The sequence below is a fragment of the Leifsonia sp. L25 genome (assembly GCF_050632895.1).
Genome location: NZ_JBODRZ010000003.1, coordinates 2,284,376 through 2,298,923, shown reverse-complemented (window position 1 = coordinate 2,298,923; position 14,548 = coordinate 2,284,376). Strand labels below are relative to the sequence as shown.

The 14,548-nt window shown below is 66.5% G+C and carries 13 protein-coding genes and 1 pseudogene; 6 read left to right on the top strand and 8 right to left on the bottom strand.

The features are described from left to right. Positions 1-64: 64 nt before the first annotated feature. Entirely contained in the window at positions 65-469 is a 405-nt protein-coding gene (locus ACRAWC_RS15450) for an SPW repeat domain-containing protein (protein ID WP_431348524.1), read from the top strand. A 68-nt stretch (positions 470-537) separates the two neighbouring features. On the opposite strand, the gene ACRAWC_RS15445 is transcribed toward ACRAWC_RS15450, so the two are convergent. The 6 genes and pseudogenes from ACRAWC_RS15445 to ACRAWC_RS15420 all read right to left on the bottom strand — a co-directional run bounded on the left by ACRAWC_RS15445 (position 538) and on the right by ACRAWC_RS15420 (position 5,532). Beyond that, a complete protein-coding gene (locus ACRAWC_RS15445) occupies positions 538-768 on the bottom strand; it encodes a hypothetical protein (protein ID WP_431349503.1) in 231 nt (76 codons plus the stop codon). A gap of 131 nt (positions 769-899) precedes the next feature. Further along, a pseudogene (locus ACRAWC_RS15440) lies at positions 900-2,192 on the bottom strand (copper resistance CopC/CopD family protein); the annotation flags it as partial. Continuing rightward, complete coding sequence (locus tag ACRAWC_RS15435; RefSeq protein WP_431348523.1) at positions 2,189-2,929, bottom strand: YcnI family protein; 741 nt, start codon at positions 2,927-2,929, stop codon at positions 2,189-2,191. The gene ACRAWC_RS15435 and the pseudogene ACRAWC_RS15440, both read right to left, overlap by 4 nt. Before the next feature lie 40 nt (positions 2,930-2,969). Further along, positions 2,970-3,620 (bottom strand): DUF5134 domain-containing protein, encoded by a 651-nt coding sequence (locus tag ACRAWC_RS15430; protein WP_431348522.1) that lies wholly within the window; start codon positions 3,618-3,620, stop codon positions 2,970-2,972. 39 nt (positions 3,621-3,659) lie between these two features. Further along, complete coding sequence (locus tag ACRAWC_RS15425) at positions 3,660-4,949, bottom strand: YibE/F family protein (RefSeq protein ID WP_431348521.1); 1,290 nt, start codon at positions 4,947-4,949, stop codon at positions 3,660-3,662. 193 nt (positions 4,950-5,142) lie between these two features. Next, a complete protein-coding gene (locus ACRAWC_RS15420) occupies positions 5,143-5,532 on the bottom strand; it encodes a Fur family transcriptional regulator (protein ID WP_431348520.1) in 390 nt (129 codons plus the stop codon). Between the two features lie 147 nt (positions 5,533-5,679). Here ACRAWC_RS15420 and ACRAWC_RS15415 point away from each other — a divergent pair, with 147 nt between their 5' ends. The 4 genes from ACRAWC_RS15415 to ACRAWC_RS15400 are packed head-to-tail and all read left to right on the top strand — an operon-like array spanning position 5,680 to position 9,195. Beyond that, positions 5,680-6,612: a metal ABC transporter solute-binding protein, Zn/Mn family gene (locus ACRAWC_RS15415; RefSeq protein WP_431348519.1), complete on the top strand. Its 933-nt coding sequence runs from the start codon at positions 5,680-5,682 to the stop codon at positions 6,610-6,612. 32 nt (positions 6,613-6,644) lie between these two features. Continuing rightward, positions 6,645-7,460 (top strand): metal ABC transporter ATP-binding protein, encoded by an 816-nt coding sequence (locus ACRAWC_RS15410; protein ID WP_431348518.1) that lies wholly within the window; start codon positions 6,645-6,647, stop codon positions 7,458-7,460. A gap of 2 nt (positions 7,461-7,462) precedes the next feature. After that, a complete protein-coding gene (locus ACRAWC_RS15405) occupies positions 7,463-8,383 on the top strand; it encodes a metal ABC transporter permease (RefSeq protein WP_431349459.1) in 921 nt (306 codons plus the stop codon). Continuing rightward, positions 8,383-9,195 carry a metal ABC transporter permease gene (locus tag ACRAWC_RS15400; protein WP_431348517.1) on the top strand — a complete coding sequence of 271 codons (813 nt, stop codon included), beginning with the start codon at positions 8,383-8,385 and terminating at the stop codon, positions 9,193-9,195. Before ACRAWC_RS15405 ends, ACRAWC_RS15400 begins: the two co-directional genes overlap by 1 nt. 40 nt (positions 9,196-9,235) lie before the next feature. On the opposite strand, the gene istB is transcribed toward ACRAWC_RS15400, so the two are convergent. Continuing rightward, positions 9,236-10,018, bottom strand: a complete 783-nt coding sequence (istB, locus tag ACRAWC_RS15395) for an IS21-like element helper ATPase IstB (protein ID WP_407792078.1) — start codon at positions 10,016-10,018, stop codon at positions 9,236-9,238. Continuing rightward, a complete protein-coding gene (istA, locus tag ACRAWC_RS15390) occupies positions 10,015-11,235 on the bottom strand; it encodes an IS21 family transposase (RefSeq protein ID WP_407792084.1) in 1,221 nt (406 codons plus the stop codon). Before istA ends, istB begins: the two co-directional genes overlap by 4 nt. Positions 11,236-11,850: 615 nt before the next feature. On the opposite strand from istA, the gene ACRAWC_RS15385 reads away from it, so the two are divergent. Further along, positions 11,851-14,535 carry an AAA family ATPase gene (locus tag ACRAWC_RS15385; protein WP_431348516.1) on the top strand — a complete coding sequence of 895 codons (2,685 nt, stop codon included), beginning with the start codon at positions 11,851-11,853 and terminating at the stop codon, positions 14,533-14,535. Positions 14,536-14,548: the final 13 nt, after the last annotated feature.

Here is a 14,548-nt window from a genome sequence, read left to right as displayed (position 1 = left end):
TACATCTTGTAAAATGGATGACGATTCCGCCCATCCGATTCCCTAATCGCTCCGAACACCTGGCATGAGATTCATACCGACAAAGGTCCACGGCATCCTCGACTACATCGTCGGAATCGCCCTCATCCTCGCTCCGTTCCTCTTCGGCTTCTCGCAGGTCGGAGGAGCGGCCGTCGTCATCCCGATCGTGCTCGGCGTCGGGTTGATCGTCTACAGCCTCTTCACCCGATACGAGTGGGGGCCGTTCAAGCTCATCCCGATGCCGGTCCACCTCGTGTTCGACATCGTGGCGAGCCTCTTCCTCGCCCTCTCGCCGTTCCTGTTCGGCTTCGTGAACAACACGCCGAACGTCTGGCTGCCGCACGTGATCGTTGGCATCGCCGTGATCCTGGTGGTGATCTTCTCCCAGCCCCAGCCGGGGCCCAGCGTGAGCGGCCACCGCGCCGAGGCTCAGGCGGCACAGCGGTAACGGCGCTCAGGCAGGTTCTTCCGGCCGTCCGATCGCTCCTCCTCGATCGGACGGCCGGAATCGTCTTCTCAGCCCCACACGCGATAGACCGCAGACGTCGCGTATTGAGCACCCGTGCCGAAGTCGACCGAGAGGGCGACCGTCCACTCACCGGCGACGGGTGCGATCGAATGGGCCACCCACTCGCCATTCCGTGTGCGTTCGAAGCGCAGCGTGACCCCGGCAACGGTAGTGGTGCCCAGCGTGCCCGTGATCGCATCCGCCGTGGCGGGCTGGCCGGAGGCGTCTTCGAGCTGCACGGTGATGGTCTGCGGGCCGACGGGGTGGAGTCGACGGAGATGTGGGCGGTTCCGGTGCCGGCGGCCGCTGTGAGCGTCGTCGGTGGCCCATAAGTCGTCCGCGCCGGCGGCAACGCGACGAGAACAGTTGTGACGACCACGACGACAAGCGTGATGACCGCTTCCGTCGCCACGATCCGGCGCGCGCGGTGTCTCTCGCGCGCATCCCGCGGAGGACCGTTTCGCACCAGCAGCCGGTTCGAGACGAGGGCTGCCGTGATGGCGAGGGCGACCAAGACAAGTTTGATCAGGAGCGTGACGCCGTAGGCCGTGGCGGAGATGGACTGCAGCGGGTCGAGCTGCCGCCACGCTTGGTACTCGCCGGTGACGATCAGCACCGCGACGCACGCGAACGCGGCGACGGACCACCGTCGCTGGCGTGTCAACTCGTCCTGATCGCGACCGTGTGCGGGGATCACGAAGACGGCGAGGACGATCAGGCCTCCGACCCACAGCGCCATCGCGGCCAAATGGAGCGTGGTCACCGGCAGCGCTAGCCAGGCGTCATCCCCCGCAGCAGCATGGCCGTCGGCGGCGATCGAGCAGAGAACAGCCACACCGAGAACGGCCGACGCGACGGTACTCGCTCGACCACGGCCAGGGCGAACCACCCACGGTATGAGGACCACGAGCAGGACCAGCCGCACGAGTCCCGCGACACCGCCGACCTCCGCCAGAGCCGTTCCGATCCCGTCCAGCCGGAACACTCCGCCCCACCCGCTGCCGGTCGCGGCAGGGCCTGCGAGCAACAGTCGCAGGAGGGTGCCGCCGGCCAGCAACGACCAGCCCACCCAACGCAGCACGCTCGCACCGCGTCGGGAGCCCACAGAGGGCCAGAGCACCAAGCCCGCGAACGACACGCCGATCAGCAGCACGACACCGCCGTAGACCAGTCCTTGCGCTGACTCGGCGGCCACCTCAACGGGGTCGATCGGGGTGGGCGTGGTCGACCCTGCCGTCGCGGGGTCAGCGTTCAGGCCGAACCGGATGGCCCCGGTGACGACGTGACCGTCGGCCGACACCACCCGGTAGCTCGCGGTGTACGCCCCGTCGGCCAGGGCTTTCCGCAATGGGATCACCACGGTCTTCCCGGAGTCGGCCAGACGCGCCGGTCCAGAGTCGACGCGGACGCCGTGATCGGAGAGCGTGGCAGTCGCATCCGGCGGGAGCTGCACCGCCTCGTCGAAGGTGAACGTGACCTGCGCCGGCGCGGTGGCTACCCGTGATCCGTCCACGGGGCTGCTCGACTCCAGAACGGCATGCGCCGCCGCCGGGGACGCCGGGACGAGCAACTGCCAGATCAGGTAGAGCGCAGCGAAGGCGAGGGAGGCGGCGACGACGAGCCGACCGCCTCCCCGTCCGAGCCGCGACGAGGCCGGGGTCACTTCGTCTCGGCGGCCTTCCCACGGCCGCTTCGCACGAGCGCGATGATCGCCAGGACCAGGCCGAGCAGCCCGGCGACGAGACCGGCGATGCCGAGCCCACTGTTGTCGGACGATGACGACGACATCTCCATGCCGCCGGTCGCGCCGGGCGTGGCTGTCGCCGTACTCCCATTCGCACTGTCGGAGCTCGCGGTCGTGACGACGAGGGTCGGGGCCGGGTGCTCCGGCTCGGTCGAGCCCTGCTGGATCTCGTTCCAGTTCGCGACCGAACCGTCACTGTAGGTCTGGACGGCCGGGAAAGTCAGCTTCTGGACCTTCGGGATCGGTCCGACCGAGACGGCGAAGGTGTCGAACTCGCCCGGCTTGATCCCGGTGCCGGCGGCCGCCGTCCAGGTGACCGACGATACATACGTGTCGATCGTGTTGCCGTCGTCGTCCTTCTCGGGCTTCGCGAGCTTGCCCGTGGCGACCGCCGCCGTCCAACCGGCTTTCGGCTGAGTGGAGACGGTGATGATCGGGGTGTCCTTGGGGAAGCTGACGGCGAGCTTGACCGTGGAGGCGGTGTCCGACTCCGTCGGAACACGGAAGGTGAGGACGCCGTAGCCGCCTTCCGTGACGGGGCCGCCGACAACCACATGGGCGGAGGCCGGCCCGGCCACGGCCAGGACGAGAGCGGCGGAGGCGGCCGCCGCGAGGGTGCCGACGATGCCGAATCGGCGGCGACGGGATGCTGTCATTGCAGGTTTCCTTTCGAGGAGAACAGAGGGAGGAGAGTCATCACGACATCACGAGGAAGGAACCGCCCATCCCGATCGCCATGACCATGTTCAGCAGGGTTTGAACGAGCGGCGAGAGCGGAGCGGAGCCACGCCGCCCGCCCCGAGCGCGAGCGAGGTCGACGAGGAACCACACGGTCGCGGCCGCAAAGAGGGCGACGAATCCGAGAGTGACCGTCACGACCCATCCCGGCTGTCGCCACAGCCCGGCCATCGAATCCCGGGACATCTCCATTCCCGGCATCGCCATCCCACCGGAGTCGCGCATCCCGCCGGTCGAGCCGCCCATCGTCATGGTCATCAGGGCGCTCATCCAGACCATCGCAGCCATCATCGCCGCGTGATAGGCCAGCAGAAGAGGCCCCACGTGATGGCTGCCAGCCTCAGGGCCCGCATGCGTCCGCGGGCGGAATACGGCGAGTCCGACGTACCAGAGCGCGGCGACGGTGAACACGACGATCTGAAGAAGCGGTGGGACGCTCGTCGACCATGTCCACGGCATGATCGCCATCGACAGACTCATGAGCACGTGGGCTGAGTACGATCCCCGATCCGGCCAGGTGCGGGAGTGCACCAGCGCCACCAGGAAGATCACGCCGGTGCCGGCGAACCATGCAGAGAAGGTCCAAGCCAGGGCGGGTTCCGCGATCACGCGATTTACTCTACATGATGTAGAGTCGCGTCGCGTCGCCTAATGGGTCTCCGTATCGATGCGGGACGGTGCCTGCGCGGCGTCGTGCGCGGGTCGCGGGATGAAGGAGTACCACCACAGCTTCAGCGACGCGGTGACGCGGTTCTCGTCGGCGCGGGTGAGCTCCTGGGGCACGAGGAGTGCGGCGAGGGCGGTTGTGACGGGTACGGCGAGCACCAGGCCGATCGCGCTGCACAGGGTCCGGACGACTTCGGCGGCGAGGTCCTCCTGCGACAGCAGGCTGACCGCCGGCCGGTTGTAGAGGTAGATGACGATCAGGGTCACCATGGCGGCCCCCGCGTAGGCGAACACGATGGTGTAGATCGTGGAGGCGATGTGGTCGCGGCCGATGCGCATCGCCCGGGTGAACAACTCTCGGCGGGACAGCAGAGGGGAGGCCGCGCGCAGCTCCCACACCGCCGACGCCTGGGTCACGGTGACGTCGTTGAGGACGCCGAGGCCGGCGATGACGATCGCGCAGGTGAGGACGCCGCGGAAGTCGATCTGCGTCGACCCGGCCAGCATCCCGCCGACGTCCCCGGTGACGCCCGTCAGGTGGGTGGTGCCGACCGAGAGTTGCGCCAGACCTGCGGTCAGCACGATGCCGAAGAGGGTACCCAGCAGAGCCACGCTCGTGCGCATGGAAGGGCCGTGCGCGAGGTAGAGGACCACGAACATGATCGTCGAGGACCCGACGACCGCGACGGCCAGTCCGGGCTGACCGGAGACAAGGGCAGGGAGCACGAAGCCCACGAGCACGAACCCGCTGAAGCCCAGCGCCAGCAAAGCCATCAGGCCCCGGAGGAGCCCGACGGCGATGACGATGACCGCGAACAGAACCACCCAGGCCGTGAGCGATTGGTCGCGCACCACGCCGTTGACGGTGATGCCCTGTGCTTCGGTCGCGAGGGTCTGCGCGTCCAGGCCCGACGACGAGGCGTCGGCGGCCTTCGGCGGCACCACCAATTCGATCCGGTCGCCGACCCGCAGGCCGGCGCTCGAATACGGCCACAGCAGCGGCACGGTGACCGACTTCCCCTTCGAGGCGCCGTCGAGGAGCGTCACTTTCGCGAGTTGGCACGCGCGGGTGTCTCCGGGCGCGGAGGTCGATGCGGACCCCGAGGAGAAGTACCCCGGGCAGGTTTTCGACAGCGCGACGATCCGCCCGGTCGGAAAGGTTGTGCCCTTTGCCGCGAACTCGATCTTGGAGGACGCGGACGCGACCTTCCCATGATCCGGCCAAAGCAGCGCCAGGCCGGCCGCCGTCGCCAGCCCAGCCAGCACCAGCACGGCGGCGACGACATTCCGGAGGATCCGGCCTCGCGGCCCCGTCCGGAGGGACCCGCCATGCGAGTGAGCGTGCGCGTGCGCCATGAAACCTCCGGTCGGCTTGATCGGGGCGCCACTCTAGCGCCGCGGCCTGAACGAGTCGCTGAGAAGGATGCGAGAACACCCACGTTCCTCTCGAGAGCGGAAGCCTTCGTCACTTCGACGAGCACAAGGTACATACGCCGTGCACGGTGACCGGGTGCGCGCCACCGAAAAATCGGTCCAACGCCGCTTCGACCGTCACACCGGCGCCGACTTCCTCGGTGCGCCCGCAACCGTCGCAGACGAGAAGGTCCCGTTGCGAAACCCGGTAGACGGTCTCGCCCCCAACGAATGCTTCCTCGATTTGTCGATTCCGGGTGAGCGCATGCAACTCGCGATACACCGTCGCCAAGCCGATGCGTTCGCCGCTGCCACGCAAAGCGGTGTACAGCGACTGGGCAGAGATGGGCGATTCCAAAGCCGCGAGCGCGGAAAGGACCAGTGATCGGTATCGGTGCGCCCGCTGCCGAGATGGCGCAGCGCCATCAGCGGTGGGACCCATGAACGCCCCCTCCCTCTCGCTTCTTATAGATATTGAGAATTATTATCGTTACGATTAGCGTAATCGCAACCCCGTGTCGTAGCCTTGCCCTATTGAGAATACTTATCAATAGTGACGTAGATGGGACACGTTCCCCGGATTGGATGGATGTCAGTGCGCATCAACAAATTGGTAGCCGTCGGTGTTGCGGCCGCGGCGTTGACGGCGGCTCTGGCCGGTTGCTCGCAGTCCTCGAACGGGAGCACCGGCGGCGACGGCAAGATCGTCGTCGTCGGAGCGGAGAACGAGTACTCGGACGTCGCTGCGCAGATCGGTGGGAAGTACGTGGCGGCGACAGCGATCATGAGCGACCCGAACACGGATCCGCACACTTTCGAGGCCAGCGCGAGCGTTGCGAGCGCGCTGAGCACCGCGCAGCTGGTGGTGCAGAACGGTGTCGGCTATGACGACTTCATGGCCAAGCTCGAGAAGGCCTCGCCCGACAGGACGCGCACGGTGATCGTGGCCCAGGATGTCCTGGGCCTGCCGGACAGCACGGAAAACCCGCACCTCTGGTATGACCCGAAGACGATGCCCGCCGTCGCGAAAGTGATCGCTGCTGATCTGGGCAAGATCGAGCCTTCGCACACGAGCTACTTCCAGGCCCAGCTGACCGCATTCGACAATTCGCTGAAGACCTGGACGGACCAGCTGGCAGCGTTCAAGCAGAACCACGCCGGCGCGCCCGTCGCTGTGATTGAACCGGTGGTGGACTACATGCTGCAGGCTGCGGGTGTGGACATCAAGACGCCGTGGTCGCTGCAGGCGGCGATCATGAACGGCACCGATCCGTCGCCGCAGGACTCCGCGGCGCAGGATGCGCTCTTCACCGGCAAGGCCGTCAAAGTGTTCCTCTACAACCAGCAGGTGACCGATTCGGTGACCTCGCACTTCCTGTCTCTTGCCCGCTCGAACAACGTGCCTGTCGTGGGCGTGTACGAGACGATGCCGACCGGCTACCACTACCAGAAGTGGATGGAGGCCGAGGTGACCGCGCTCACGAACGCGATCACGAACGGCCAGTCCACCGAGAAGCTGTGACGGATTCGCGAACTGGGGATGTCCCGGGCGGGGTGCTCTCCGCCCGGGGAATCGGTGTCACTTTTTCCGGAAAGCAGATCCTCGACGGTGTGGACCTCGATGTCGCGCCCGGCGAGTTTGTAGGCCTGATCGGCGCGAACGGCGCGGGGAAGACGACGCTGCTGCGGGTCCTCCTCGGGGTGCTTCGCCCCGGTTCCGGTCGCATCGATCGCCCGGGACGTAGCGCACGCTCCGGCGGGGTGGGTTACCTTCCGCAGAAGGTCGCTCTGGATGCGGACGCACCACTGCGGGCCCGGGATGTCGTCGCGCTCGGACTGGACGGTGGCCGGCTCGGTTTGCCGCTGCGCCGTCGAAAGGTGCGCGCGCGCGTCGATGAGTCGCTCCGCGCGGTCGGCGCCGTTTCCTTCGCCGACCAGCGCATCGGCGAGCTCTCCGGTGGGCAGCAGCAGCGCGTGCTGCTGGCCCACGCGCTGATCAGCGATCCTGCCCTGCTGCTGCTGGACGAGCCGCTGGCGAATCTCGACCCGGCGAGCGCACAGGACATCGTCGAGCTGCTGGACGAACTGCGCCGCACGCGCCGGGTGGCGATCGTCATGACCGCGCACGACATGAACCTCCTCCTGCCGGTGATGGACCGTATCGTCTATCTCGCCGCCGGCCGGGCGGCCACTGGCTCCGTGGAAGAAGTGGTGCGGAGCGATGTCCTCACCCGTCTGTACGGGCGTCCCATCCGCGTGATCCGCGCCGAAGGCCGTGTCATGGTCATCGCCGACGGCACGGGCGGGGTCGCCGACGAAGTCCACCATGGGCCGTCTCGCCCTGCGGCGCTGCAACAGGAGCGCTCGTGAGAATGCTGGCCGCGGTTATATTGGGCGGCTTCTTCAGCAGTCCGACGGTCCATACCGCCCTCATCGTCGGGGGCTTCGTTGCTGCGATCGCCGGCGTGGTCGGTGTGTTCACCGTTGTTCGTGGTCAGTCCTTCGCGGGTCACGCACTGGCCGATCTCGGCGCGGTCGGCGGCTCGGCGGCCTTCCTCGTCGGCATCAGCCAGCTGTGGGGCTTCGTCTGCGCCGGGATCATCGCCGCCCTCCTCATGGAGGTCATCGGCGTGCAACGTCTCAAGGGGCGAGACGTCGCCACCGGCGTCGTCTTTGGCTTCGGGCTGGGCCTGACTGCCCTGTTCCTCTACTGGGACACCACGATCGGCGGCTCGAGCAACGCTGCGGTCTCGGTGCTCTTCGGGTCGCTGTTCGTCATCGACCCGGGCGTCATCCCTCTGGTGGTCGCCCTCAGTCTCGTCGCGCTGATGCTGATCGTGCTCGCCTACCGGTGGCTGCTGATGGAGTCGATCGACCACGACCTCGCGACCGCTCGCGGTGTGCCCGTCCGCCTGACCGGCATCCTGTTCCTCATCGCGCTCGCGCTCGCCGTCGAATTGTCCGCACTGACCATCGGCGCGATCCTGTCCACCGCCCTGCTCATCGGTCCGGCAGCGACCGCGCTGCTGCTCACACGCCGCTCCGGCCTCGCCGTGCTCCTCGCGTCCGGGCTCGCCGTCGCCACGACCTGGGTGGGCTGCTGGGTGTCGTACGAGAGCTACTACTGGATCGGCGGCCCCAACTGGCCCGTCAGCTTCTGCATCGTCGCCCTGGTGTTCTTCGTCTACCTCGCTGTCCGTATCAGCGTCCACTTCCGTTCCGTCCGGCGGGCACCACGCCCCGACGCCATGATCGCGGCTCCCGCTTCCGAGCCGGCACGGGTGGTGGGCTGATGTTCGCACCGTTCATGGTTAACGCCTGGGAGGCGGGCACGATCGTCGCCCTGATCGCCGGCATCGTCGGGTTCTTCGTGGTGCTGCGCGGCAACGCGTTCCTCGCCCACGCGGTCCCCCATGGGGCATTCGCCGGGGCGGCCGGCGCTGTCCTGGTCGGCATCGACCCGCTCATCGGGCTGGGCGTCTTCGCCGCCGGTGGAGCGCTGACCATCTCCGTGCTCGGGCGCCGAGCTCGCAGTGACGTCATCACGGCCCTGGCACTGGTGATGATGCTCGGCCTCGGAGCGCTGTTCCTCAGCCGCTCGACCGAATACTCCGCCGAGGTTTTCGCGCTGCTATTCGGCCAGATCCTCGGTGTCTCCACACTGGAGATCGTGCCGATGCTCGTGCTCGGAGCGCTCTGCGTGGCCGCGATCGCCGTGCTCTACCGCCCCTTGCTCACCGCGTCGGTCCTGCCCGACATGGCGCCATCCCGCGGAGTAAGCCCCCAAGCCATGTCGGTCGTCTTCGGTTTGATCCTCGCCTGCGCGACGACGATGAGCGTACCAATCGTAGGGGCTCTCCTTATGTTCGCGTTGCTCGTCGGGCCGCCGGCCGCGGCTCGGTTCCTCACCCGCCGCCCGGCCACCGCAATCGTGTTGTCCGTCGCCTTCGCCCTCGCGACGATCTGGGCATCCATCGCCCTCGCCTACATCAGCGACTGGCCAGTGGGCTTCTTCGTCACCGCCACCAGCGCACTGCTCTATCTGCTCGGGCGCAGCATTGCTTCGTGGCAGCGGCGGGGCCTGTCAGCGCTCGTCAGGAATTGAGCACTTTCGCTCGTGAGGAATTGAGCACTTCGTTGTGTGGTTAGTTTGCCGCGTTTTCGGCGCGGACGGAGGGTAGCGTCTCGATCTCGGTGTTTCGGAGTCGATAGCTGGAGCCCTTCAGTGTGACGACTTCGGCGTGGTGGACGATGCGGTCGATCATGGCCGCGGCGACGACTTGGTCGGAGAAGACGTCGCCCCAGCGGGCGAAGGGCATGTTGCTGGTCAGGATCAACGACGCGTGTTCGTAACGGGATGAGACGAGTTGGAAGAACAAGTTCGCGGCGTCCTGCTCGATCGGGATGTAGCCGACCTCGTCGACGATGATCAGCCCGTAACGGCGCAGCTTGGCCAGCTCAGCGCCGAGCTTGCCAACCGTGTGGGCGGCTTGCAGGCGGGTTACCCATTCGGTTGCGGTGCCGAACAGAACCCGGTGACCCAGGTGGGCGGCTCTGATCCCGAGCGCGATCGCCAGGTGTGTCTTGCCAGTCCCGGGCGGACCGATCAGGACGACGTTCTGCCCGCCCGCGAGAAAAGCCCCGCCGGCCAGGTGCAAGATCGTGTCGCGCTTCAGCGCGGGTTGGTGATCGAACACGTAGTCCTCGATCGTCTTGCGGGCGGGGAACCCGGCCGCCCGGATCCGCAGATCCGATCCGGAGGAGTCCCGGGCCGAAACCTCCCGATCCAGGACGGCAGCTAAGTATTCCTCGTGGGACCACCCGGCGTCGCGGGCCTGCTCGGCCAGCCGGGCAGCGTGCTCCTGGATGCGCGGCGCCTTCAGCGCCCGGGCGAGATGGTCGATCTGCTTGATCGCGGTGCTAGTCATGCGGTGTGCTCTTCCTGGTCGAGGGTGATGCCGAAGAAGGCGTCGTAGTCGGCCAGATCCCGCAGGATCCCGGCATCCTCGATCGTCTTCGGCCACGGTTGCTGGAACGCGACCCGCAGCCGGCCGGCGCTGCTGACGTGTTCGGGGTCGGTGATCCGTCCGGCGCGTCCCCAGCTGCGGGGATGGTCGGCGACCAGCCGACCGGCGAGACGCGCTTGGACCCGCTCCAAGTCGGCGCTGACATCGACCATCCGATCGATCGCCGCCGGGTCGACGGAGTAGTCATTGCCGAGCACGGGCGTGTAGTAGTCCCGGCCGACCCGGATCCGGTTGCGGAACCCGGCCTGCGGGTCCAACGGCGGCAACGCCAGCATCGACCTCCGGTCCAGCTCGATCAGCTGAGTCGGCCGGGTCTGGAGCGATCGGACCGTTCGTTGATTCGCTCTGGTCAGCCAGGTCGCCAGCTGGGCGTTGAAGTCGTCGGGGTGCTCGAACTGGCGGCCAGGCATGAACGAGGTCTCCAGGAACTGGTTCGCTCGTTCGACGATGCCCTTGGACTCCGGATCGAAGGGCTTGAGCTGAACAATCCGAGTGGCCAGCGTCCCGCAGAACCCGGTGACGCCCTCCGCGAGATGGTTGCGGCGGCCAATGCCGGCCTCGTTATCCCAGATCAGTCGTCGGGGAACGGCGCCCAGCTGCCCACTCAGCAGCGACCACATGCCGGCCAGCAGGTCCGGTGTCTTGCGGGTGGGTAGCATCCGGGCGGTGATGAACCGTGAATACGAGGCGACCATCACCAGCACCGGGAAGGACGCCCATTGGCCGGTCCCAGTCGGAATCCGCGCTGGCGGGAACCAGAGATCGCACTGGACCTGGTCGCCCGGGGAGTAGTCCAGCCGGTCGGCTGGGTCCTTCGGTGAATACTCCGGCCGCAGCAGGGCGACCCGTTTCCGGAACCACGACGGCGACCCTGCCCAACCGACTCGTTCGGCGATCACCGTCGCCGGCATCGTCGGGAACTCGGCCAGCAGCGACCGGACCCGCGGCTCGAGCTCGTCGAACGCCGACGGTCTCGGCGGCTGCTGATAGGTCGGCGGCGCTGGCGAGGCCAACGCCCTCGCCACCGTGTTCCGCGACAGCCCGAGCTGTCTGGCGATCTGCGCCTTCGGCACTCCCTCTGCCAAGTGCAGCCGCCGAATCAAGGCCCAATGCTCCAAGGTGATCACCCGTCCAATCTGGATCAGGTGCTCAATTCCTCACGAGCGTTTCTGCTCAATTCCTAACGAGCGCCGACAGGGCCGACCCGCCCGGGAGAAGAGCTCGAGCCACTGAAGGGGATCCGAGCGCTTGAAGGGGATCCGAGCGTTGCGCCGCTTGTGGTTCATTCGCTGCGTCCGTCCTTCAGCGTCAGCCGACGGCGTGCCTCGGACCTGGTCGGGATCGGGCTGGAATCGGTATTCGTGCCGGGTTCCGTGCGGATGAACCGATGACCTACGTGACCCGGTTCGAGCTCCTTGCTGCGCGATGTACAGGGGCAGATAGCCGGAGACGGATGTACTGCGGACCGCGGATCTCGGTCAGGATCGTGCCGCTGCGCGACCAAGAAGGCAACTAGGAGAAGCGGAACAAGGAGCACGCAAGGGAAACCCCAAAACGAGGAGATCTGAAAGCAGTGATGGAGACAGAAGACGGAAGGAGCACAAATGACACGACAAGAGCGATAGACATAAACAAGAGCGAATGCACGCAGGCACTTTCTGTGGAATGGGAGTATCCTGGGCGCCATGCGCGGGGGTGTGGCGCGGTGGAAACGAGGGGTTGCCTCACATGGGGTGAGGCAAGCGATCGCGTACGCGTTCGGCGGTGTCTGCGATTCCCACCTGACCGCGAAGACCGCGCAAGGGGTGCTCGCGGCAGCGGATTACGCGGGTGCGGTGATGACCCGGTACATCGTGGAGAACGGGTCCATCCGCGATGATCTGCTCACCCGGAAGCAGCTGCGCACCTGGGTCGATGGCGGCGACCCACTCACCGGTGAGCATCGCGGGTTCGAGATGTCCTCCCCGAACGCGGACCTGGTGCTGGATGCGACCATCAACGCGCCGAAGTCGTTCAGCATCGCGGCGATGCTGGACCCGGAGTTGAACGCGGCATACGAAGACCTCCAGGACCGACTAAGGGACCGGATCATCCACCTCTGGCAGGAAGAACTCAACGCACGGCGCGGGAAGGGCGGCTGCATCCGAGAAGACCTCGCTCGAGTCGAGGTGGTCGAGCTCAAGCATGAACGCTCCCGCTCACTGGACCCACACAAGCACCGGCACCTGTGGTTGAACGTGAAAGTCCAAGGTGGCGACGGGAAATGGTCCAACCTGGACACCCGGGTTGCGTTGCGGTTCCAAAACGTCATCAACGCCGAAGGCGACCTCGCCGCCCGCACCGACCCCGCATGGATCACCGCCCTCGCCGCGAAAGGGTTCACTCTCAACGAGGACGGTGAGATCGCCCAGTTGCAGCACCTGGTACGTCCCCTGTCGAAGCGGTCCGCGCAGATCGAAGCCAACAAGATTGCCCGCACCGCATGGTGGAAGCAACAGCACCCCGGACAGGAGCCTTCCCACGACGTGCTGAATCAGATCGACCGGTGGGCGTGGGCAGCCAACCGGCCGAACAAGCCCGGGCACCTCGACGAAGACAACTGGGCCGAGCTAATTCGGCAAGAGCTGAGTTCGGTGGACCCGACGATCAGACAAACCCCCTCCCCCGTTCGCCTTGCTGCGGTCTCGATCGACGACCTGGACCTGGAGCTTCTCGCGGCCAGAGCAATCGTTGACGCGGATGCACGTTCAACAGGCACGGGCGGCCGATTCAGCGACCTGGACATCCGGGCCGGCGCCATCCGCGCGATCGCGGCCTCGGGGGTTCTGGCCGAGCGCACTGAACTTGCCGCAACTGTTGACGCGGTCTCAGAGGCTGCTGCTCGCACTTACACGGTGACGTTGCTGAACGATCCTGACACGCCGAAGCACGTCAAGCATCGGATGGCCACCGCAACCGTTGTTCTGAAGACCACTCTTGCGAACCGGATCGACGCGATGGCAGCACCCGGAGATGCCGTCTCGACCCGCGAGATCACGGCGATCGCTCACGCGCTCGACCCGGAGCGTGTCCTCGATGGCGACCAGGCAGATGGTGCTGCCGCCCTCGCCGGAACAGCCTCGATCGTCTCCATCACCGGGGCCGCGGGAACGGGTAAGACCACCATGCTCAAGGTCGCCGGAGCCGCGCTTCGCCGGCACGGACACAACATGATCATCGTCGCTCCGACCAAGAAGGCCTCTACCGTCGCCGGCCGAGAAACCAACAGCGCCGCCTCCTCCCTCCACCAGCTCCTCCACGACTACGGATGGCGTTGGACAACGAGCGCCTCTGGCAACACGGAGTGGACGCGACTGCTCCCCGGAGCTATCGACCCCACGACCGGAGCGGAGTATCGCGGCCCTCGAATCGCGATCCGACCAGGTGACCGGATCGTGGTCGATGAGGCCGGCATGCTCGACCTCGAAGCCGCAAACGCGCTTCTGGACGTCATCGAACGCACACGAGCAACTATCGCGGTGGTCGGCGACGACTACCAAGCCCTCCCTGTCGGACATTCCGGTGCCATGGCCCTGTTCCGATCCGCAGCCTTCGGCCGGATCGAACTCACAAATATCCATCGGTTCCGTGATCCCGATTGGGCCGACCTCACGCTGCGACTCCGCGACGCCGACGGCGCCGAAGAAGGACAGCGGATCGCAGGGGAGCTAATAGAAAAAGGGCATGTCACGTCCGTCACCACGGAGGTCGACGCCCGGCAGACGATGGTCGACGGATGGTTCGACGCGAGCGGACACGGGCAGACGATCGCCCTGGTGACCGCCACCCATGCCGAAGCGCAACAGATCAACGAAAGCATCCAAACTCAGCGCATCGCGTCCGGCGACCTCACCACCGACCGTCAGGTACTCGGTCAGGCCGATCAGCCGTGCTTTGTGGGCGACGTCGTTCAGACTCGACGCAACGACAACACGTCCGGGGTGGAGAACCGCCAGACCTGGATTATCAAGGCCATCACCAAAGACCACGTGCTTCTAACAAGTCTCACCGACTCGTCCCACCTCAGGAAGATCACCCACGAGTACGCCGGATCCCACCTGCACCTCGGATACGCCGGCACCGTCTACGGAGTCCAAGGGGAAACCACCGAACGATCCATCGTCGGCCCCGGCGTCGACGCAGCCGGCCTCTACGTCGGTCTCACCCGCGGCAGAGGAAGAAACGAAGCCGTCGTCATCGCGGGAACCGCACGGGCCGCGATCGCCGAACTAGGCGACACCATGCAGCGCCATCCGCGAGAAGAGACGCTCGAGAAGTCTCGGATCGCCTCCCGTCGCGAGCTCGCACGAGCATCCCGCACCGACCCGACACGAGCGTCGACCGCGAGCGAAGCTCCGTCGCCTTCCCTGCGCCTCTGACTTGGACGGTGGA

Excerpts from the sequence above, each read along its gene's own strand:
- ACRAWC_RS15450 (WP_431348524.1), top strand. The coding sequence starts at position 65 with ATGAGATTCATACCGACAAAGGTCCACGGCATCCTCGACTACATCGTC.
- ACRAWC_RS15435 (WP_431348523.1), bottom strand. The coding sequence starts at position 2,929 with ATGACAGCATCCCGTCGCCGCCGATTCGGCATCGTCGGCACCCTCGCG.
- ACRAWC_RS15420 (WP_431348520.1), bottom strand. The coding sequence starts at position 5,532 with ATGGGTCCCACCGCTGATGGCGCTGCGCCATCTCGGCAGCGGGCGCAC.
- ACRAWC_RS15415 (WP_431348519.1), top strand. The coding sequence starts at position 5,680 with ATGTCAGTGCGCATCAACAAATTGGTAGCCGTCGGTGTTGCGGCCGCG.
- ACRAWC_RS15405 (WP_431349459.1), top strand. The coding sequence starts at position 7,463 with ATGCTGGCCGCGGTTATATTGGGCGGCTTCTTCAGCAGTCCGACGGTC.
- ACRAWC_RS15400 (WP_431348517.1), top strand. The coding sequence starts at position 8,383 with ATGTTCGCACCGTTCATGGTTAACGCCTGGGAGGCGGGCACGATCGTC.
- istB (WP_407792078.1), bottom strand. The coding sequence starts at position 10,018 with ATGACTAGCACCGCGATCAAGCAGATCGACCATCTCGCCCGGGCGCTG.